The organism is Massilia sp. LXY-6 (assembly GCF_051233485.1).
GTDB lineage: Bacteria > Pseudomonadota > Gammaproteobacteria > Burkholderiales > Burkholderiaceae_D > Telluria.
This window is the reverse complement of the sequence record NZ_JBKFGF010000006.1, coordinates 191,886-211,443: the sequence shown is the minus strand read 5'-3', so window position 1 is coordinate 211,443 and position 19,558 is coordinate 191,886. Positions and strand designations below refer to the sequence as shown.

The following is a 19,558-nucleotide window of genomic DNA, read 5'->3' as shown; positions in this document are numbered from 1 at the left end:
AAGATCGATCTATACCCACACGCCGATTAACATAAAACTAACGAAGTTAAAATTAATCTAATATGCGCAGACAAATTGATAGAAAAATATTTCAACTGAACAGACTTTTCCAAGTTGGAGGTTTTTTCGTTTGCCTAGCACTTGCAACAACTTCTTACCCTGCATACGGTGCAGTAGGCAGCCCGGACCTCCTGTCCGCCCAACGCGAAGCCGAAGCCCGCGCCGCCATCGCCCAAGCCGAACGCGCCGAACTCCTGGCCCGGCTGCCGCCCTCCTCCATCAAGCCGCTGCAGGGCAACATCGACACCAGGCAGTTCGGCGCCGCCGCCCTGGTGAAGGCTTTCGATTTGGCGCGCGACCTGGCTGAAGAAGTCTGCGCCGCCCTCCCTGCCGACCGCAAGACCGCCATCCATGAGCCGGCGACAACCCAGGGCATCCTGGCCGCGCGGCAGGTGTTTGACGCCATCGAGCGCCTGAAGGACGACCTTAACAAGCAGAACAGGGAACTGCAGCAGGTGATCGAAGCGCACACGCCGCAGGGCAGCGCCGCCGCCATCGGGCTTGCCCTGCTCACGGCGGTGCCGGCGACGCTGAAGGCTGGCGCCGACCTGTCCGCGCTGTTCAAGACCGATGTGTCGGCGCAAGGCATCGCGTATGGCGACGGGGCCAGGAGCCTGTTCGCGACGCTTCTTTCGCATCGGTGCCCGGACAAGGTTGCGGCGCTCGGGTCCGGCTATCTGGGCGAGCTGGACGGCAAGCAGTACGCTGCCCTGCTCTCCCGCGTGCGGGCGCTGGCGGCGCAGCGTGGCGAGCTGGCGCAACGGACCGCAACCCTCGACAGGCTGGCGGATGCGGCCAAGGGCGAGGAAAAGCGCACCCTGGCAGCCGTGGCGTCGGGCGCCGGCGCGCTGCTCAAGACCGTCGACGCCTTCATCGACTCGCTCAAGGCCGGGGAAACGGGCGACCGCAGCCCGCTGTTCAACGCGGCGCGCTACCTCGGGTATGCGGCACGCACCGAGGGGATGCTGGTGCTGGATGTCGACCTGTGCCTGGAAGGGATGACGATCGTGAAGGATGCCTTGTTCACGGGTCAGAAGCTGCGCCTGTCGGGGGTGGCTTTCCTCTGGTACCGGCTACATGAGCCGGATGGCACGCTGCGGATGGCGGATGCGGTGCGCAGGATTTCGCGGCCGGTGGAGGTGGATTTGAGAGGGGATAACGTGAGCGCGGACTTCTTCGGCTCCGGTAAGTAAGCTTGGGTTCCCGCCTGCGCGGGAACGATGGTAGTTAAGGTTCGAGCCACACCACCTTCTGCTCGATCGCCCCGAAGATCGACTTGCCCTTCTCATCCAGCATCTCGATGCGGATCGTGTCGCCGAAGCGCATGAACTGCGTGACCGGCTGCCCGAACTCGGTCGTCTCCAGGCTGCGCTGCGCGGCGATGCACGAGTACCCCTTCGATGCGTCCTTGTTCGACACCACGCCCGAGCCGACGATGCTGCCGGCGCGCATGTTGCGGGTCTTGCAAAGGTGGGCGAGCAGTTGCGGAAAGTTGAAGACCATGCCGACGCCCGCATCCGGCTGGCCGACCAGGCGGCCGTTCCAGGTCGAGCGCAGCGGCAGGTGGACTTTGCCGCCGCGCCAGCTGTCGCCCAGCTCGCTAGGGGTCACCGCCACCGGCGAAAAGCCGGCCGCCGGCCTGGACTGCAGTCCCTGCAGCTTGCGCAGCGCGACGCCGTTGGCCAGCATGAGCAGTCGGATCTGCGCGATCGCGTCGTCCGGCGTGGCGCCCGTCTTCACGTCGCCCGTGACCACGGCGACTTCGGCTTCGAAGTCGATGCCCCACTCTTCATGCGCAAGCACGATATCGTCCATCGGGCCGAGGAAGCCGTCGCTGCCGCCCTGGACCATCGATGGCTCATCGTCGCTCCCGGCGTCGGCGTGGCCGGCGTAGGCCGAGCCGGCTACCCATTGGTAGGCGCGCGGCAGCGGTGCCATGCAGCGCGCCGGGTCGAAGTCGAAGGGACGGCGGGCGCGGCCGGCATTGAGCTGGTCGTAGAGGTCCGCCAACTGGGGCGCGATGAAGGTCCAGTCGTCCAGCGCGGCTTGCAGCGTGGGGGCGATGCCGTCGGCGATGTGGGCGGTTTTCAGGTCACGCGAGACGACGGCCAGCTGGCCGTCGCGCGATCCGTCGTTGAGGGTGGCAAGTTTCATGTCGGCGCAAAGTGTGTTTGGCCGACATTGTATTAGAAGGTGCCGAGGAGCCCCAGGCCAACTACATTCTGGTAGTAGTTGTAGTCGATCAGGCTCTGCCCGTACCCGGAGAAATACTGCGTATAGCCCTTGAAATGGCCGGCCAGCGGGAATGCCCAGCTGAGCTGGACCGCGCCGCGATTGGTCGAGAAGTTCCGGCGCAGCAGGGCCGAGTAGTCGTGCCCGTTGCTGCTGCGGTAGGTGACCGCCAGGTCGCCGCGGCCCATGTAGTCGACGATGTCCGGATTGTCGTCGTCGCTGGCCGCTTCGTTGATGCGTTTCCACACCCGCCCGAGGACCGTGAAACCGGCGCGCTCGAGGCCGACCTGGGCATAGACCCGGTTCCAGCTGCGCGACAGCGTCGATGCCTGGCCGTTCGACTGGTGGACCAGGCCCAGGTTGAGGAAGCTCGCATGCATGCCCAGCACGTTAAAATTCAGCGGCGTCACCGCCATCAGTTCGGGCTGGTAATTGGTCTCGCGGAAGGGACTAGAGGCCTGGCGGTTGCCGGCCTGCCAGAAGCTGTTCTGGGTGTAGCCGAACCACAGGTCGACCGGCTTGCTCGCGATGTCCTCGGCCACCTTGGTCTTGAAACTCAGCTGGTACACCAGTTCGTTGTGCGACAGGTCGGTGTTGAAATCCGCCAGGTTGCGAAACGGCCGGTAGGGCTCGTTGTTCGGGTGCGCACTGCGCGTGACCATCAGGTAGGTCGCGTGGTGGGGGCGGAAATTGAATACGCCGCGCCGGTGCTCCTGGTCCAGCTCCCAGTGGTCGGCCAGGCTGAAGCCGCGGGTCTTTTCCGGCGACAGGTCATGCGACGTCTGGTCTGCATGATCAACCTGGGCTACCAAAGATGCGGCCGTCGCGCCGGCGGACGGGGTCGTGTTGACCCCGACGAGATGGTCATAGCAGGCAAGACGCAGGCTGGCATCCGTAATGCAGGCGCAACCGGACAGGTCGGGAACGCCCTGCTGGGCCAGGACCGGGGCGATAACGAGGAAAGGTAAAAGAGGGAGAAAGCGATACGGGTTCGTGGACATTTGTCATCATCTTGTTGAGCTGACTCTTGTCTGGCTCTCTAAATTATTGACAAGAGTGAGATGACGAGTATCGCGGAAGAACTCGTCGCGCGTCGCACGAAAGCGACATGCAAAATTATTCAACCGTTCTTTAACTGCTCTTAAACGCAATAGCGTGGCGACTTCGGCGGAGAAAAATTTACCTACCGGGTATTTGAGGCAAGTGCCATACGTAATTATGAGCAAACATATCGCTGTGCCGATGTACTGAGATAGATAATACTTACTTGCATGCTGACACCCAGTGGCTCTTAAAAAGGCGTTACATATCTCGCAATGCTAAACGAATGCCAGTAGGCCCAACTCCGGCACCTATGATGCCAACTCCAAGTTGCAACAACCGGTTTTTTATCAATCGCCCAAAATTATGACAGCCAAAACGTCACAAGGCGATTACGTTGCGCAAGTTCAAGTAGATTAAGTTGCCACCTGAAATTAATCGCTTACGTTGTCTACTCTTACACTATCGAACGAGGTGACGATTTAAGTAGGCTACTACGTCGTGATGAGAAGCGATTGCGAAGCTTGAGTGCCGGCATCTCGATAAAGCGAAGAGATATCACACTACCAACTGCTAAGAGAATAGCTCCAATTCCAAATGCAACTATATCAGGCATCCATTTAAACTTGTTTAACTTCACCGCTATTGGCAAAACAAAAAATTGAAGTAGATAAACGGCATAGGTGTATTTCCCAAGGAAAGAAAGCTTCCAATCAAAGTTCTCTTCCAAACCAAGACAAAAATATACTAACAATGCAGCCGGCCCCCCCCAGGCCACAACTCTTGGAATCTCACCCCATTCATAAACAATCCATAGTCTCGGAATTTGGCTATACATAGCGTGATCGCTTTCACCCCAGTCATGACCTGTCGACACAAGGAGCAACAACCCAAGAGATGCGAACATGCCTACTAAGAACGGCACATATCCCAACCGAACGCGCACCTCATCTATTATCGATGCCTTGTAAATACTTAGCAAAAACCCAACCATAAACTCTAGCACCAGCGGTGCACCAAAGTAAAATCCGTTCCAGATCCATGCAATGAATGACGCGCCGACTCCAACCATCGGCACTAAGATCTTGCGATCGAACGCAATCCCAACTGACACTAAAAGATAAAAATACATTTCAAATCTTAGAGTCCACCCCATACCGACGAGTGGATCAAGAAAAAACGAGGGTCCAGAGGTCGGCAGAAAAATTAGCGATTGAAATAGCTGCGATAACTCCAAAGGCTTTCCATTTGCAACCAAGTAGGCAGCAGCAGCAACAGTAACTAGTGCATAAAGCGGAAACAACCTTAGGAGACGGCTGATCACGAACGAAATTGCATTCTGAACACCAGTTCCAGATTTAGTGGTTGCAATGCCCATTACGAAGCCGCTGATCACAAAAAACACGTCCACGCCAAGCGAACCGAGAAACACTGAACCACCAAGGAAAGGATGTAAAAGTGGGATGTTAAATTCGCCACTGTGCGCCAGAACCACCGCCACGGCGGCAGCAATTCGAAGAGTTTCGAGTGATTTAAATACGGCAGAGTTGATGCCGGTAGACTGATTTTTCATTGAGTTTCGATGAAACCGTTTGGTCGAGGCTTACAGAAGTTAACTCTCTTGAGGCAACCCGTCAAGATAGCAAAGACCCCGCTTGCCGTCCAGCAACCAAATTTTTGAGTCTATGTAACGGTATGGAAATGTTGTATTTCAGCTCAAAAAGCAGGAAAATACTGAAATGTTTTTCGCTAATATGCGGTTTGTAAGCGCGGTCTTTGACCATAGGGCACCTCGAAAAACCGCCGCCGATCTGGCATGATGGCGCTGCCTCGAATCTGACGTAAATTTTCATGATCAAGACCAGTCTGTTTGCCGACCAGGAGCGTGAAGCGAAGCTGAACAAGCTGGGCGATGCGTTGCAGGTGATGGAGCAGCACGTCGACTTTGTCGCCCTGGCGGCAGAGGTCGATCGCGCCGCACCGCGGCCCGGCCGCGAGCGCGGCGGCCGCCCGCCGTTTCCCACCGAGTTGATGGTGCGCGTTCTGCTGATCCAGCAGTTGTTCAACCTGAGCGACGAGCAGATGGAATTCCAGTTGCTCGACCGCCTGAGCTTCCAGTGCTTTGTCGGCCTGCGCGCCAGCAGCCAGATTCCGGACCGCACGACGATCTGGACGTTCAAGGAACGCCTGATCCAGGCCGGCGCCAGCGAGAGCATCTTCGACGCCGTCAACAAGCAACTGTCGAGGCATGGTTATATCGCGCGTGGTGGCCAGATGATTGACGCGAGCATCGTGCAGGCGCCCAGGCAGTCATTGAGCAAAGAAGAAAAGGGAGTGGTCGGCGAAGGCGCCATGCCCATCACCTGGACACCCGCGAAGCGCCGCCAGAAGGATCTCGACGCGCGCTGGACCAAGAAGCATGGCAAATCTTATTTCGGGTACAAGGTTTCGGCCAACGCCGACAAGCGCTACAAGCTGGTGCGTAGAATCAAGGTGAGCACGGCCAGCGAACACGACACGCTGCACTTCGAAGATGTGCTCGATCCGAACAACACGAATCGCAACATCCTGGCCGACAAGGGTTATGTCGACGGCGCGCGCGAAGAGCGGCTCAGCAAGCAAGGCTGGCGCATGCACATCCAGCGCAAGGGCACGAAAGACAAGCCGATTTCCGAAACGCAGCAACGGCGCAACCATCGCATCGCCAAGACCCGCGCCCGCGTCGAGCACGTGTTCGCCGGACTGGCGCAGCTCGGTGGCAAGGTGGTGCGCTCGATCGGCCTGCCGCGCGCGACGCTGCAGTTGAACTGGAAGGTCGCTGCCTACAATTTGCAGCGCCTGGTTTATCTGAAGGAGGCCAGGATCGAGGCGTTCTGACGCCCAAGGTCCGTTTGGACCACCGAAATTGACGACTGCGGCCTGAAAAAAGGCTCGGAAACGGCTCTGCTTACGCATCGCCGTATGCATTTCACGCATTCGCCTCGGTGACCTCGCTGGAATCAGCGGTTATTCGAGGTGCCCCATAGGTTCAAGAACATCGCTGATCCGCCTGTCTTATTCCTAGGTCATCATCTGCAGGCTGGCGGGCGCCGAAGATGTCACAATATGTATGCTCCTAGCGGTGCGCTTGTCGATGGGCCTACTTAACATGTATTGCAAACCATTGCGACAGCACGTTTCCTAACCCATCTGTACATTTGCAACTGCCAAGGACTCACGCGTCGATTCACCAGTTATCCAGTTCAAACCAGCGCCAGCAAATCCAGCTGCGCCTGCTCCAGGAAACACCACTCCCCTTCCTTCAGCCCGAGCGCATCCAAGCTCAGGCCGCCGATCTGCGAGCGGTGCAGGGCCACGCAGTGGTTGCCCGCGGCCGCCAGCATGCGCTTGACCTGGTGGTACTTGCCCTGCTCCAGCACAATCTCGAGCTGGTACTCGCCGCGCTGGATGCAGGTCTGGGCCGCCAGCGGGGCCGGCTCGTCATGCAGCTGCACGCCGGCGAGCAGCTGGTCGACCAGGGCCTGGGTGACCGGCTCCTGGGTCCTTGCCTGGTAGACCTTGGGCACGTGGCGCTTGGGCGATGACTGGGCGTGGATGAAGGGGCCGTCGTCCGACATCAGCAGCAGGCCGGTGGTGTCGTGGTCGAGACGGCCGACCGGCTGCACGTCGCGCCAGGTGAATTGCTCGGGCAATAAGGTCAGCACGCCGGGATGATGGCTGGGCTTGCGCGAGCATTCGAAATTGGCCGGCTTGTAGAGGGCGATGTAGACGCGCTCGCGGTAGACCCACTCTTCGTCGAACACGGTCAACACCAGGCCGTCGGTCTCGACCGCCGTCTTGTAGCTGGTCTGGACTTCGCCATCGATCGCGACGTCGCCATCCTCGATCAGGGCACGGCAGTATTTGCGCGTGCCGAAGCCTTGCGATTGCAGCACGCGGTCAAGGGAAAGTTTGCTCATGGGGCGCGACTTTAACAGAACCGATGTGTATGGCAAAGCTCAGTTGGTTCCGGGTTTTGAATCCATACCAAGAACACGTTTGATAAACGTCAAGAGCACCTAGGGTTGTGTTGTTAGACTGAAACCTCGTTAGGAATCGGCCTACAACCGATGAGCGTAGGACTACGATCTACCAGCTTGTAGGACTCACACTCATCGAACCACACCCAAGGAATGAGGTAAACGTGCATACCCAACAAGAGCAAAGCTGCAACCCATTTTCCGCCAATGCGGCCATCGACCGTTCATGCCAGGCCGCCGCCGAGTATGTCTCGGCGTTCCCGACCGCCCTGGCGCTGGCACGCTGGACGCGCGGCGGCGATATTCCACACCTTGCTTCCTCTGCCCTCCACGCGCCGATACGCGCCGCCTGGTATGCCCAGGCCCAGTGCCATTTCCAGGCCTGGCTCGAGGATGGCGGTTTTTACCGCCAGGAGAGCTGAATCCCAAAGTGAAACGACGGCTTGCGCCGCCGTTTCCTCCCATTGCGGGGTCCAACCTGAGGAATTGAATTCACTCTAAACCGCACGTATGCGGGTCTGTAGTTATCAGCTACTAAACAACTATAGCCGACAGATCGGAAGTTTCAAGACGCATTGATGTGGATCAGCGCAAGCTCGGCACGGCGCCGCGATAGATCGAACGCACGGCGCCCGATCCCACCGATGCCCCGAATTTCTTCAGCACCCGCTCCGGCAAGCCTTCATGGGCGGTGTAGTCGATGATTTCCTCCGCTTTCACCACCTCGCGGGCGACGGTGTCGACGGTGCCGAAGCCATCCGCCAGGCCCATTTCGACGGCTTTCGCGCCGGTCCAGTAGAGGCCGGAGAAGATTTCCGGGTTTTCCTTCAGGCGCTTGCCGCGGCCGGCGCGCACCACCGAGATGAATTGCTCGTGGATTTCGTTGAGCATCGTCAGCGCGTGCTGTTTCTGCTTGTCCGACTGCGGGCTGAAGGGATCGAGGAAGCCCTTGTTCTCGCCCGCCGTCAGCAGGCGGCGCTCGACGCCCAGCTTGTCCATCAGGCCGGTGAAGCCGAAACCGTCCATCAGCACGCCGACCGAACCGACGATGCTGGCTTTATTCACGTAGATCTTGTCGGCCGCCGCGGCGATGTAATAGCCGCCCGAAGCGCAGATCTCGTCCACCACCACGTACAGCGGCTTGTTCGGGTAGCCCTTCTTGAGGCGCTGGATCTCGTCGACGATGATGCCGGCCTGTACCGGGCTGCCGCCCGGGCTGTTGATGCGCAGCACCACCGCGGCCGAACCGGCGTCGGCGAAGGCCTTGTTCAGGGACGGGATCACGGTGTCGGCGGCGCCGCTGCCTTCATCATCGATGGTGCCGTCGATCTCGATCAGGGCGGTATGGCGACCCAGCGATTCGATGTCCGATCCACTGAAGTTGAAGTCGAAATAGGCCCAGATCGCGAAAAATGCCAGCAGAAGGAAGGATAGTTTGAAGAAGATTCCCCAGCGCCGCGCAGCCCGCTGCTCGCGCACCGTGGCGAACACGAGCCGCTCCAGGGTGTCGCGTTCCCAGTTGCGGATGGGGCTGGAGTTGGCGTCGATCGCGTTCTGGTTGTCGTTCCGGTTGTTTTCGCTCATAAGTGTCTGCTTGATTTACTTCGGCGGCTGGAAATTCTGGTCCGGCTGCCAGTAGATGCCGTCTGCGGATTCACGCACGGCAATCGGGCGTAACCTGCCGCCCCGGCAAGGCCCACCGGTGCAGACGCCGGTTTCGGGAGCATAGGTCGCGCCGTGCGTCGAACACATCAGGTATAACTTGCTCGATTCGAAGAATTCGCCTTTGAACCAGTCCAGTTCGATGGGAACGTGGGCGCAGCGGTTCAGGTAGCCATAGACCTTGCCGCCATACCGCACCACGAAGCCGCTTGCATCGGTGCCGAACGCAAGGACGGGGAAGCGTATGCCGATGCCGCCATCGACCAGGGCATCGGGGTCACAGATGAAGACTTCGGCAGCAATGCTCATGCGTTCTCGATCAGCCACCGATGGAGCTCGGGCACGTTCTTTGCCGTGAAGACCGGGTGACATGCCTGCAGCTGCTGCACGGGATGCGCGCCGTACTCGACCGCGATGCCGGCGGCGCCCGCATTGTTGGCCATAAGCAAGTCATGCGTCGTGTCGCCGATCATAACGGTACGACGCATGTCCTGCCCCAGTTCCCTTGTCAATTCTTGCAACATTGCAGGATGGGGCTTGGAAAATGTCTCGTCCGCGCAACGGGTCGCATCGAAGGTCGACAGCAGGCTACAAGCGTTCAGCGCACGGTTCAGGCCGACCCGGCTCTTGCCGGTAGCGACCGCCAGGAAATAGCCGAGCTGCGAGAGCTCTTCCAGCATGGCGGGAACGCCCTTGAACAGGACCAGTTCGTGGTCTTTTGTCAGGAAATGGTAGCGATATCGCTCCACCATGCGCGGATACAGCGCCGGATCGATGTCCGGCATGACCGCCTGCATGGCTTCCGACAGCCCGAGCCCGATCACGTGCGCGGCCGCGGCGTCGCTGGGGACGCTCAGGCCGAGATCCTTGGCGGCGGACTGTATACATTTGACGATGGTGGCGGTGCTGTCCATCAGCGTGCCGTCCCAGTCGAAGACGATCAAATCGAATTGCTTTCTTGCCATGGTTTCCGCCCCCGAGGGGGCGTTCCTTCCTTAGGAGTGTTTGCCTGTTGGTTGCCCCAAGCTTACCAAGAAACGCTCGCATTCCGGCGGCAGCGGCGCCGTCAGGGTCATCGGCTTACCGGTATCGGGGTGCTGGAAAGTGATGCGATAGGCGTGCAGGAACATGCGCTTGAGGGCACCGCGCGTGTCGTTTGCCTTCTGAAGCTGCTTGTTCAAGGCAAAATCGCCGTATTTCTCGTCGCCGGCGATCGGAAAGCCGCTCGATGCCAGGTGCACGCGGATCTGGTGCGTGCGTCCGGTCTTGAGCTCGGCTTCGAGCAAGGCAAAACCTTCCCATTTGCGCAGCAGGTTGAACACGGTATGCGCTTCCTGGCCGCCGGCCTGCACCACCACGCGGCGTTCGCCATCCGGTGTCGTGAATTTATGCAAGGGCAATTTGACGTGCTGGCGCGGATTCTTCCAATCGCCGCTGACCAGGGTCAGGTAGCGCTTGTCCGTTGTGCCGTCGCGCATTTGCTCGTGCAAATTGGTCAGCGCCGAACGTTTCTTGGCCAGCAACAGCAGGCCCGAGGTTTCGCGGTCCAGGCGGTGCACCAGCTCCAGGAACTTCGCGTCCGGCCGCGCTGCGCGCAACTGTTCGATGACGCCGTAGGACACGCCCGAGCCGCCGTGCACGGCGACCCCGGCCGGCTTGTCGATCACGAGCAGGTGGCTATCCTCATGGACGATCGCGAATTCCGCGCCCGGCACCGGCGCGCTGCCGGCAGCCTTCTCGGCGATGCGGATCGGCGGGATGCGCACCACGTCGCCGGCTTGCAGGCGGTACAACTGATCGATACGTCCTTTGTTCACGCGCACTTCGCCGGAGCGGAGGATGCGGTAGATATGGCTTTTGGGGACACCTTTACAGACACGCAGCAGGTAGTTGTCGATGCGCTGTCCAGCCTCTTCTTCGACGATTGTTACGAGCTGGACAGAATTTCTCTCTAAGTCCTTCATTTTGAATATATAATCGACAGGCGGCGGTCAAACCTCTGCTGGTGTAAGAATTAAAACGATATTTTACACAGGGGCGTCTTCATCGGCCCCGCAAAAATGCGAATTCGATGAAGAAAAGAAGGAATCTTACAAAACCGAAGCGAGCGGCAGCCGTGCTGGCCGAGAAACGCAGCTGTACGAGATGTACAGCGAGCATCGCAGGCCGGCAATGCAACGCGCAGCAGGTTTGGTGAGATTACAAAACGTGTACGCACGGTCTTGCGTGGCTATCAGGGTTGCACCGCAGTTGTAATCGGGTAGCGCACAGGACTGCAGGATTGGATTGTTTGGAATCGTAAGGATAAGTACCGGCAAGCCGGCTTCAAGCTTGGCTCGCCGGGTGATGGCGTCGATAACGCTTGTCGTTTTCGCCCGACCCGATGTAAGGAACCTGGAAATCGTGCCGATCGCAGGTTGTCCATGGTTCCGGCAGGCTTTGTCGCGAGAACTTGCAGGCCAAGGCTGATGGATCGCCTGGTCCAGGATCCCGACACGGCCGCCCTGGTTTGGCTGTGGTCGCTTTTTGCACCCGCCCGAAGGCCCCTGCGCCGCCCTGACCGGGCCGCGCTGGCCAAGCAAGGTTGCGGCGTGCGCGCGACAATGACGTTCGATGCCATTTGCGCCCTGTGGCCGGCAATGCCGAGCCACACCACGGGCATACCACCGCCAACACTCCCCTCCCCGCGTACATCCCTGTATCTACTACGGCCTCAGGGTCGCGGAGTTAATAAAAATGAAACGTATGTTGTTTAACGCTACGCAGCAAGAGGAGCTGCGCGTAGCGATTGTCGACGGCCAAAAACTGATCGACATCGATATCGAGACCGCTGGTCGTGAACAGCGCAAATCGAATATCTACAAAGGTGTCATCACCCGCATCGAACCCTCCCTCGAAGCTTGCTTCGTCAGCTACGGCGAAGACCGCCACGGCTTCCTCCCCTTTAAAGAAGTCGCCCGTTCCTATTTCCGCGATGGTGTCGACGTCCGCAATTGCACCATCAAGGAAGCGCTGCGCGAAGGCCAGGAAATCATGGTCCAGGTCGAGAAAGAGGAGCGCGGCAACAAGGGCGCGGCACTGACCTCCTTCATTTCGCTGGCCGGCCGCTACCTGGTCCTGATGCCGAATAATCCGCGTGGCGGCGGCGTCTCGCGCCGGGTCGAAGGCGAAGAACGCCAGGAACTGCGCGAAACCATGGACAAGCTGGACCTGCCGCAGGGCATGTCGGTGATTGCCCGCACCGCCGGCATCGGCCGCACGGTCGAAGAACTGCAGTGGGACCTGAATTACCTGATGCAACTCTGGCGCGCGATCGAAGGCGCCGGCAAATCGGCCCCCGGCCCGTTCCTGATCTACCAAGAATCCTCCCTCGTCATCCGCGCCATCCGCGACTATTTCCAGCCTGACATCGGCGAAGTGCTCATCGATACCGACGAGATCTTCGACCAGGCCCAGCAGTTCATGAGCCACGTGATGCCCGACATGGCGCACCGCGTGAAACGCTACACCGACGACGTTCCCCTGTTCTCGCGTTTCCAGATCGAACACCAGATCGAGACCGCCTACTCGCGTACCGTCCCGCTGCCGTCGGGCGGCGCGATCGTCATCGACCACACCGAAGCCCTGGTCTCCATCGACGTCAACTCGGCGCGCGCGACGCGCGGTTCGGACATCGAGACCACCGCCTTCAACACCAACTGCGAAGCAGCCGACGAAGTGGCCCGCCAGCTGCGCCTGCGCGACCTCGGCGGCCTGATCGTGATCGACTTCATCGACATGGAAGTCGCCAAGAACCAGCGCGAAGTCGAGCAGCGCCTGAAAGATGCCCTGCACCATGACCGCGCCCGCGTTCAGATGGGCAAGATCTCGCGCTTCGGCCTGATGGAACTGTCGCGCCAGCGCCTGCGTCCGTCGCTGTCGGAAGGCTCGCACGTGACCTGCCCGCGCTGCTCGGGCACCGGCCACATCCGCGATACCGAATCCTCGGCCCTGCAGGTGCTGCGCATCATCCAGGAAGAGGCGATGAAGGAAAACTCGGCCGCGATCCACGTCCAGGTCCCGGTCGACGTCGCTGCCTTCCTGTTGAATGAGAAACGTGGCGAAGTGCTGAAGATCGAGAACCGTCACCGCATCACGGTTATCCTGATCCCGAACAAGCACCTCGAAACCCCGCACTACAAGCTCGAGCGCATCAAGCACGACGATCCGCGCCTGGAAGACGCCGCCTCCAGCTACACGCTGGCCGAGTCGGCCGACACCGACATGGCCTACGCCAAGCGCCAGAAGGAAGAAGCCAAGCCGCGCCAGGAAGCCGTGGTCAAGACCATCACCCCGGCCCAGCCGGCGCCGATGGTGGAGCGCCGCGAACCGGTCAAGGCCGAGGCTGCCCCGGCGGCCGCGCCTGCCGCCGCCGCTGCTGCTGCCACTCCGGTGACCCCGCCGGCAGAGGAAGGTTTCTTTACCAAGCTGCGCAATTTCTTCTTCGGCCGTCCGGTCCCGGCGACCCCGTCCGCTCCGGCGGCAGCGCCCGTCAAGCCGGCTGAACCGGCCCCGGCAGCCGCCGAGCGCGCCGAACGTGCCGGCCGTAGCCAGCAGCGCAATGGACGTGGCGGACGCAACGGTACCGGCACCGGCACCGGCAAAGGCCGAGAGGACCGCGAACAGGTCGCGAAAGGCGCCCCGCTGGACGAGACCGCCAAGCCGGCGGAGCTTGACGCCAAGCCGGCACGCCCGCCGCGCAAGCCGCGTGAACCGCGCGAGCCGCGCGAAACCCGTGAGACCCGCGAGCCGGTCGAGGCGCAAGCCCAGCCGACCCCGCGCGCCGAGCGTGGCGAGCGTCCGGAACGCGCCGAACGTGCGGAACGCCCGCCGCGCCCGCCGCGTGAGCGTGCCGAGCGCGTTGCAGCGCTTGACGTGAAATCCGATGAACTGAACGTAATCCAGGCCACCACCGCGACCAGCGTGACGATCGCGACGTCCGGCCCGAATGGCGAGCAGGAAATCCTGCAAGAGGAAATCGTGAAGACGGTTACCGCGATCAGCCCGAACGGCGAGGAAGTCGACACCGAGGGTGGTGACGAGCCGCGTCGCCGTCGCCGTCGTGGCGGCCGCAACCGTAACCGCCGCGACCGTGAGTCGGGTGAGGTCATCGACAACGAAAACGGTGAAGAAGGCGCCGCACCGGCCTTCGCGCCGGTCGCCGACGAGGAAGCCGCCAAGTTCCAGGCCGAGTCCAAGGCTGCGAAGTCGAAAGCTGCCAAGCCGGCCAAGGGTCAGCCGAAGGGTGACGCCCAGGGTCCGTGGCCGTTCCCGACCGCTGCTTCGGTGAAAGCCGCTGCCGACAAGGTCGCGGCCGAACGGGCGCGCGCCGCCCAGGCACGTGCCGAACAGGCCGCCGCCGCCGCGTTGCAAGCTGCCGCCGCCCAAACCGCTGCCGAGGCCGCGAAGGCATCGAACCAGGGTCCGTGGCTGTTCCCGACCGCGAAATCGGTCGCCGAAGCTGCTGCCCGCAGCGCTGCTGCTCAAGCTCCGGCTGCTCAGGCTCCGGCTGCTCAAGCTCCGGCTGCTCCGGCGCCGGCGCTGGCTCCGGTTGCCCCGACTCCGGCTGCCCCGGCTGCTCCGGCTCCGGTCGAAGCCGCACCGGCGCCACAGGCGGTCGTGATGCCGGCGCCGGTTGCTCCGGTTGCCCCGGCCCCGGTGGCAACTGCCGCACCGGCTCCGGTTGCAACTGCCGCACCGGCTCCGGTTGCAACTGCCGCCCAGGCCGATCTGGGCGAAGTGCTAGCCCAGGCCGGCCTGCAGCTCGCCTCGACCGATCCGGAAAAGCTGCGCGCCGCCCAAGAAGCGGCCCAGGTCCAGCAGCCGGTCCGTCTCGGCCGCACCCGCAAGGTGGCGCCGCCGCCGGCCCAGGAACCGCTGGTCCAGGTCGATACGCGCCAGTAAGCTGACATCGGTGCTCGAATGAGCACCAGGGTCTGCTCAAAAGGGAAGCTTCGGCTTCCCTTTTTTGATCTGGCGCTGCAAGGCAGCATCCTCCACCAGTTGTAGCAGCTCGCCGGAAAGCCTCGACATGGCAGGGCGATCGCGTTCACAATGCGGCAACATTTACATGATGACGCCGATGTCCGCCCTGCCCGACCCGCTTGCCGCCGCGCCGCCGCGCGCCCTTCCCTTCCGCACCGCCCTCGGCTACTGGCTCAAGCTCGGCTTCATCAGCTTTGGCGGGCCGGCCGGGCAGATCGCCATGATGCATGCCGAGCTGGTCGAGCGGCGCCGCTGGATCTCGGAGCAGCGCTTCCTTCACGCGCTCAACTACTGCATGCTGCTGCCCGGCCCGGAGGCGACCCAGCTTGCCGTCTACATCGGCTGGCTGCTGCACCGCACGGGCGGCGGGATCGCGGCCGGCATCCTGTTCGTGCTGCCCTCGCTGCTGATCCTGATCGCGCTGTCCTGGGTCTACATGGCCTGGGGCCACCTGCCCGCCATCGCCGGCATCATGAACGGGATCAAGCCGGCGGTGGTCGCGATCGTGCTCGGCGCGGCCTGGCGCATCGGCAGCCGCACGATCCGCAACTGGCTGCTGGCCGCGATCGCCGCCGGTGCCTTCATCGCGATCGCCTTGCTCGCACTGCCCTTCCCCTTCATCGTGCTGGCCGCGGCGCTGGCCGGGCTGGCGGGCGGGCGGCTGCGTCCCGCGCTGTTCCAGCTCGGCGGCGCGCACGCGGCCTCCAGCACCTCCTACGGCCCGGCGCTGATCGACGACGACACGCCAACGCCGCCGCATGCGCGCTTTTCCTGGGCCGGCCTCGCCCGCGTGACGCTGGTCGGCTGCGGCCTCGGGCTGGCGGCCTGGCTGCTGCTGGCGGCACTGTACGGGCCGTCCGGCGCGCTGGCCCGGATGGGCTGGTTCTTCACCAAGGCCGCGCTGATGACCTTCGGCGGCGCCTACGCCGTCCTGCCTTACGTGGTGCAGGGCGCGGTCGAGCACTATGGCTGGCTCAGCGCCGGCCAGATGATCGACGGCCTGGCGCTCGGCGAGACCACGCCCGGTCCATTGATCATGATCGTGGCCTTCGTCGGTTTCGTGGGCGGCTGGACCCATGCGCTGTTCGGGCAGGATGCGCTGTTCGCCGCCGGCGCCGCGGGAGCGGCGGTGGCCACGCTGTTCACCTTCCTGCCATCGTTCGTGTTCATCCTGGCCGGCGGTCCGCTGGTCGAGTCCACGCGGGGCGACGTGCGCATGACGGCACCGCTCACGGCGATCTCGGCGGCGGTGGTCGGCGTGATCGCCAGCCTGGCCGTGTTCTTCGGCGAACAGGTGTTCATGGCCGCCGGCCGGCCGCACTGGCAGGCGATCGCGATCGGGCTGGCCGCCAGCATCGCCCTGCTGCGCTACAAGGTCGGGACGATCCCGCTCATCCTCGCCTGTGCGGCGGCGGGCCTCGTGCTATCGTATTGGCATGTCTGAAAAAATCATCATGCTGGGCGACGCCCGGTCGCCGGCCATGCCGACTCCCGCAGCGCTGGCCGAGCCGTCCGGACTGCTGGCGGACGCGCTCGGCCGGCCGCTGCACGACCTGCGCATCTCCGTCACCGACCGCTGTAACTTCCGCTGCGTCTACTGCATGCCGAAGGAAGTCTTCGACAAGAACTACGCCTACCTGCCGCATTCCTCGCTGCTGAGCTTCGAGGAAATCACGCGGATAGCCCGGCTGTTCATCGCCCACGGCGTCGAGAAGATCCGCCTGACCGGCGGCGAGCCGCTGCTGCGCAAGGACCTCGAACGTCTGGTGGCCCAGCTGCGCGAGCTCCGCACGCCGTCCGGCCGCCCGCTCGACCTCACGCTCACCACCAACGGCTCGCTGCTGGCCCGCAAGGCAAGAAGCCTGAAGGACGCCGGCCTGGACCGCGTGACGGTCTCGCTCGACGCCATCGACGACGCCGTGTTCAAGCGCATGAACGACGTCGACTTCAAGGTAGCGGACGTCCTCGACGGCATCGAGGCCGCGCACGCCGCCGGCCTCGGCCCCGTCAAGGTCAACATGGTGGTCAAGGGCGGCATGAACGACGCCCAGATCCTGCCGATGGCGCGCCGCTTCAAGGGCACGCCGACCATCCTGCGCTTCATCGAATACATGGACGTGGGCGCCTCGAACGGCTGGAACATGGATGAGGTGATCCCGTCCAGCGAGGTGGTGCGCCGCATCTCGGCCGAGATGCCGCTCGAACCCATCGGCGCCAATTACCCAGGTGAGACCGCCGCGCGCTGGCGTTATGTGGATGGTTCCGGCGAAGTCGGCATGATCTCGAGCGTGACCCAGGCCTTCTGCAGCGATTGTTCGCGCATCCGCCTGTCGACCGAGGGCAAGCTCTACACCTGCCTGTTCGCGACCCGCGGCCACGACCTGCGCGCCCTGCTGCGCGAAGGCCGCGGCGATCTCGAGATCGCGTCCAGCATCGCCCAGCTGTGGAGCCGGCGCGCGGACCGCTATTCCGAGACCCGCACGGTCAACACGGAAGGGCTGTCGCGCGGCGCGAAGAAAATCGAAATGTCTTATATCGGCGGATAAATACAATGAATACTGCATCGATCAGCGGCCTGGTCCTGGCCGGCGGCCTCGGCACGCGCATGGGCAAGGTCGACAAGGGCCTGCAGCCCTTCGGCGGCTCGACCATGGTGGCGCATGTGCTGGAGCGCCTGCGGCCGCAAGTGGCCAGCGTGGCCATCAACGCCAACCAGAACCTGGATACCTACGGCGCCTTCGGCGTGCCGGTGTGGCCGGACGATACGCCGGGCTTTGCCGGTCCGCTGGCCGGACTCGAAGCTGGCCTGCGCCGCTGCGCCACGCCTTATTTACTGGTCGTGCCTTGCGACTCTCCCTTCCTGCCTTTGGACCTGGCTGCCCGCCTGCTGCAGGGCCTGCAAGCTGCCGGCGCCGACCTCGCGCTGGCGGTCACCGAAGAGAACGGCCTGCGCCAGCCGCATCCGGTGTTCTGCCTGGTGAAAGCCGACAAGGCCGAGGTGCTGTCCAACTACCTGGCCGCCGGCGGACGCCGCATGGATGGCTGGTACCCGCAGATCAAGGTGGCCGAGGTGCTGTTCGAGGATGCTGCCGCCTTCCGCAACATCAATACCCGGGACGAGCTGCAATCGCTGGATCCCGCACGCCCGCCCGCATCTGCTCCACGCTTGGCCGATGTGACCAGCTGCCTGTCCAGCTACGACCCGGAAGCGCTGCCGGTCCGCGACGCCCAGAAGATCATCCGCGACTTCGTGGCCCCGCTGCGCTCGACCGAACAGGTGGCGCTGCGCGCCGCGCTGGGCCGCGTGCTGGCGCTTGATGTCATCTCCCCCATCAACGTCCCGGCGCACGACAATTCGGCGATGGATGGCTATGCGCTGCGCGGCGAGGATCTGTCTGCCGACGCCCCGGTACGCCTGCGCGTGATCGATACCGTGTATGCCGGCCGCAACTCGAATGCGGTGCCCGGTCGCGGCGAATGCGTGCGCATCATGACGGGTGGCGTGATGCCGCCCGGCTGCGACAGCGTGGTGCCGCAGGAATTCGTGAGCGAGACCGACGGCATCATGACCATCGCGCCCGGCACCATCCGTCCCGGCGACAACCGCCGCTTTGCCGGCGAAGACCTGAAGGCCGGCAGCGCCGCCCTGCGCCGCGGGAAGCTCATCCGTCCCGCCGACCTGGGCCTGCTGGCCTCGCTCGGCGTGGCGGAGGTACCGGTACAGCGGCGCCTGCGCGTCGCCTTCTTCTCGACCGGCGACGAGCTGCGCTCGATCGGCCAGCCGCTCGACGAAGGCTGCGTCTACGACAGCAACCGCTACACCATCTATGGCATGCTGACCCGCCTGGGCTGCGACATCATCGACATGGGCGTGGTGCGCGACGACCCGCAGGCGCTGGAAGCGGCGCTGCGCGAGGCCTGCGAGAACGCCGACGCCATCATCACCTCGGGCGGCGTCTCGGTCGGCGCCGCCGACTACACCAAGCAGATCATGGCCCGCCTGGGTGACGTGAGCTTCTGGAAAATCGGCATGCGTCCGGGCCGCCCGCTCGCCTTCGGCCGCATCCAGTCCAAGGGCCACAGCGCCTTCCTGTTCGGGCTGCCGGGCAATCCGGTGGCGGTGATGGTCTCGTTCTACTTCTTTGCGCGCGAAGCGCTGCTGCGCATGATGGGGGCGGAGGCGCCCTTGCCCTTGGTGAAGGCGCGCTCTGTCGCCGCCATCCGCAAGAAGCCGGGCCGTACCGAGTACCAGCGTGGCGTGCTGTCGCACGGTGCGGACGGGCTGCCCGAAGTGAAGATCACCGGCTCGCAGGGGTCCGGCATCCTGCGTTCGATGTCGGAAGCGAATTGCATGGTGGTGCTGCATGATGAGCAGGGTGGCGTGCAGGCGGGCGAGATGGTGGATGTGCTGCTGTTCGAGGGACTGGTGTGAGCCTTGCCTGATTATCCGCTGGATAATTTATTGAAATCAATATGGTAGTGAATTCAGATCCCTAGCATTGAGCCTTGTGCTCATACGA

Annotated in this window: 15 protein-coding genes; 7 read left to right on the top strand and 8 right to left on the bottom strand. The window is 62.6% G+C overall.

The window, feature by feature from the left end; genetic code table 11:
* The first annotated feature begins 62 nt into the window (after positions 1–62).
* Positions 63–1,253, top strand: coding sequence for a hypothetical protein (locus tag ACI48D_RS03950; RefSeq protein ID WP_435569900.1), 1,191 nt, complete (start codon positions 63–65; stop codon positions 1,251–1,253).
* A 34-nt stretch (positions 1,254–1,287) separates the two neighbouring features.
* On the opposite strand, the gene ACI48D_RS03945 is transcribed toward ACI48D_RS03950, so the two are convergent.
* The 3 genes from ACI48D_RS03945 to ACI48D_RS03935 all read right to left on the bottom strand — a co-directional run bounded on the left by ACI48D_RS03945 (position 1,288) and on the right by ACI48D_RS03935 (position 4,906).
* Positions 1,288–2,214 (bottom strand): fumarylacetoacetate hydrolase family protein, encoded by a 927-nt coding sequence (locus tag ACI48D_RS03945; RefSeq protein WP_435569899.1) that lies wholly within the window; start codon positions 2,212–2,214, stop codon positions 1,288–1,290.
* Between the two features lie 32 nt (positions 2,215–2,246).
* Positions 2,247–3,293, bottom strand: coding sequence for a phospholipase A (locus ACI48D_RS03940; protein ID WP_435569898.1), 1,047 nt, complete (start codon positions 3,291–3,293; stop codon positions 2,247–2,249).
* Between the two features lie 497 nt (positions 3,294–3,790).
* Positions 3,791–4,906 (bottom strand): acyltransferase family protein, encoded by a 1,116-nt coding sequence (locus ACI48D_RS03935; protein ID WP_435569897.1) that lies wholly within the window; start codon positions 4,904–4,906, stop codon positions 3,791–3,793.
* A gap of 278 nt (positions 4,907–5,184) precedes the next feature.
* Between ACI48D_RS03935 and ACI48D_RS03930 the strand changes: the two genes are divergently transcribed.
* Positions 5,185–6,210 (top strand): IS5 family transposase, encoded by a 1,026-nt coding sequence (locus ACI48D_RS03930; protein ID WP_435569896.1) that lies wholly within the window; start codon positions 5,185–5,187, stop codon positions 6,208–6,210.
* A gap of 365 nt (positions 6,211–6,575) precedes the next feature.
* On the opposite strand, the gene ACI48D_RS03925 is transcribed toward ACI48D_RS03930, so the two are convergent.
* Complete coding sequence (locus tag ACI48D_RS03925) at positions 6,576–7,292, bottom strand: pseudouridine synthase (protein ID WP_435569895.1); 717 nt, start codon at positions 7,290–7,292, stop codon at positions 6,576–6,578.
* A gap of 224 nt (positions 7,293–7,516) precedes the next feature.
* Between ACI48D_RS03925 and ACI48D_RS03920 the strand changes: the two genes are divergently transcribed.
* The gene (locus ACI48D_RS03920) at positions 7,517–7,774 is read left to right on the top strand and encodes a hypothetical protein (protein ID WP_435569894.1); all 258 of its coding nucleotides are present in this window, start codon (positions 7,517–7,519) and stop codon (positions 7,772–7,774) included.
* Positions 7,775–7,937: 163 nt separating this feature from the next.
* On the opposite strand, the gene ACI48D_RS03915 is transcribed toward ACI48D_RS03920, so the two are convergent.
* From ACI48D_RS03915 to ACI48D_RS03900, 4 genes are read right to left on the bottom strand one after another with little or no spacing between them, the layout of a single operon-like run.
* Entirely contained in the window at positions 7,938–8,936 is a 999-nt protein-coding gene (locus ACI48D_RS03915; protein ID WP_435569893.1) for a S49 family peptidase, read from the bottom strand.
* 15 nt (positions 8,937–8,951) lie between these two features.
* Positions 8,952–9,323 (bottom strand): Rieske (2Fe-2S) protein, encoded by a 372-nt coding sequence (locus tag ACI48D_RS03910; RefSeq protein WP_435569892.1) that lies wholly within the window; start codon positions 9,321–9,323, stop codon positions 8,952–8,954.
* Positions 9,320–9,979 (bottom strand): HAD-IIIA family hydrolase, encoded by a 660-nt coding sequence (locus tag ACI48D_RS03905; protein WP_435569891.1) that lies wholly within the window; start codon positions 9,977–9,979, stop codon positions 9,320–9,322. The genes ACI48D_RS03910 and ACI48D_RS03905 overlap by 4 nt, the downstream gene beginning before the upstream one ends.
* 30 nt (positions 9,980–10,009) lie before the next feature.
* On the bottom strand, positions 10,010–10,978 hold the full coding sequence (locus ACI48D_RS03900; protein WP_435569890.1) for an RluA family pseudouridine synthase: 969 nt from the start codon (positions 10,976–10,978) through the stop codon (positions 10,010–10,012).
* Between the two features lie 772 nt (positions 10,979–11,750).
* On the opposite strand from ACI48D_RS03900, the gene ACI48D_RS03895 reads away from it, so the two are divergent.
* The 4 genes from ACI48D_RS03895 to moeA all read left to right on the top strand — a co-directional run bounded on the left by ACI48D_RS03895 (position 11,751) and on the right by moeA (position 19,470).
* Complete coding sequence (locus ACI48D_RS03895) at positions 11,751–14,957, top strand: Rne/Rng family ribonuclease (RefSeq protein WP_435569889.1); 3,207 nt, start codon at positions 11,751–11,753, stop codon at positions 14,955–14,957.
* Positions 14,958–15,135: 178 nt separating this feature from the next.
* Positions 15,136–16,482 carry a chromate efflux transporter gene (gene chrA, locus ACI48D_RS03890; protein ID WP_435569888.1) on the top strand — a complete coding sequence of 449 codons (1,347 nt, stop codon included), beginning with the start codon at positions 15,136–15,138 and terminating at the stop codon, positions 16,480–16,482.
* On the top strand, positions 16,475–17,584 hold the full coding sequence (gene moaA / locus ACI48D_RS03885) for a GTP 3',8-cyclase MoaA (RefSeq protein WP_435569887.1): 1,110 nt from the start codon (positions 16,475–16,477) through the stop codon (positions 17,582–17,584). The genes chrA and moaA overlap by 8 nt, the downstream gene beginning before the upstream one ends.
* Before the next feature lie 5 nt (positions 17,585–17,589).
* Entirely contained in the window at positions 17,590–19,470 is a 1,881-nt protein-coding gene (moeA, locus tag ACI48D_RS03880) for a molybdopterin molybdotransferase MoeA (protein WP_435569886.1), read from the top strand.
* Positions 19,471–19,558: the final 88 nt, after the last annotated feature.

Bases quoted from the DNA above. Each gene is read 5' to 3' on its own strand.
- ACI48D_RS03950 (WP_435569900.1), top strand. From the start codon at position 63: ATGCGCAGACAAATTGATAGAAAAATATTTCAACTGAACAGACTTTTC.
- ACI48D_RS03945 (WP_435569899.1), bottom strand. From the start codon at position 2,214: ATGAAACTTGCCACCCTCAACGACGGATCGCGCGACGGCCAGCTGGCC.
- ACI48D_RS03940 (WP_435569898.1), bottom strand. From the start codon at position 3,293: ATGTCCACGAACCCGTATCGCTTTCTCCCTCTTTTACCTTTCCTCGTT.
- ACI48D_RS03935 (WP_435569897.1), bottom strand. From the start codon at position 4,906: ATGAAAAATCAGTCTACCGGCATCAACTCTGCCGTATTTAAATCACTC.
- ACI48D_RS03930 (WP_435569896.1), top strand. From the start codon at position 5,185: ATGATCAAGACCAGTCTGTTTGCCGACCAGGAGCGTGAAGCGAAGCTG.
- ACI48D_RS03925 (WP_435569895.1), bottom strand. From the start codon at position 7,292: ATGAGCAAACTTTCCCTTGACCGCGTGCTGCAATCGCAAGGCTTCGGC.
- ACI48D_RS03915 (WP_435569893.1), bottom strand. From the start codon at position 8,936: ATGAGCGAAAACAACCGGAACGACAACCAGAACGCGATCGACGCCAAC.
- ACI48D_RS03910 (WP_435569892.1), bottom strand. From the start codon at position 9,323: ATGAGCATTGCTGCCGAAGTCTTCATCTGTGACCCCGATGCCCTGGTC.
- ACI48D_RS03905 (WP_435569891.1), bottom strand. From the start codon at position 9,979: ATGGCAAGAAAGCAATTCGATTTGATCGTCTTCGACTGGGACGGCACG.
- ACI48D_RS03900 (WP_435569890.1), bottom strand. From the start codon at position 10,978: ATGAAGGACTTAGAGAGAAATTCTGTCCAGCTCGTAACAATCGTCGAA.
- ACI48D_RS03895 (WP_435569889.1), top strand. From the start codon at position 11,751: ATGAAACGTATGTTGTTTAACGCTACGCAGCAAGAGGAGCTGCGCGTA.
- chrA (WP_435569888.1), top strand. From the start codon at position 15,136: ATGTCCGCCCTGCCCGACCCGCTTGCCGCCGCGCCGCCGCGCGCCCTT.
- moaA (WP_435569887.1), top strand. From the start codon at position 16,475: ATGTCTGAAAAAATCATCATGCTGGGCGACGCCCGGTCGCCGGCCATG.
- moeA (WP_435569886.1), top strand. From the start codon at position 17,590: ATGAATACTGCATCGATCAGCGGCCTGGTCCTGGCCGGCGGCCTCGGC.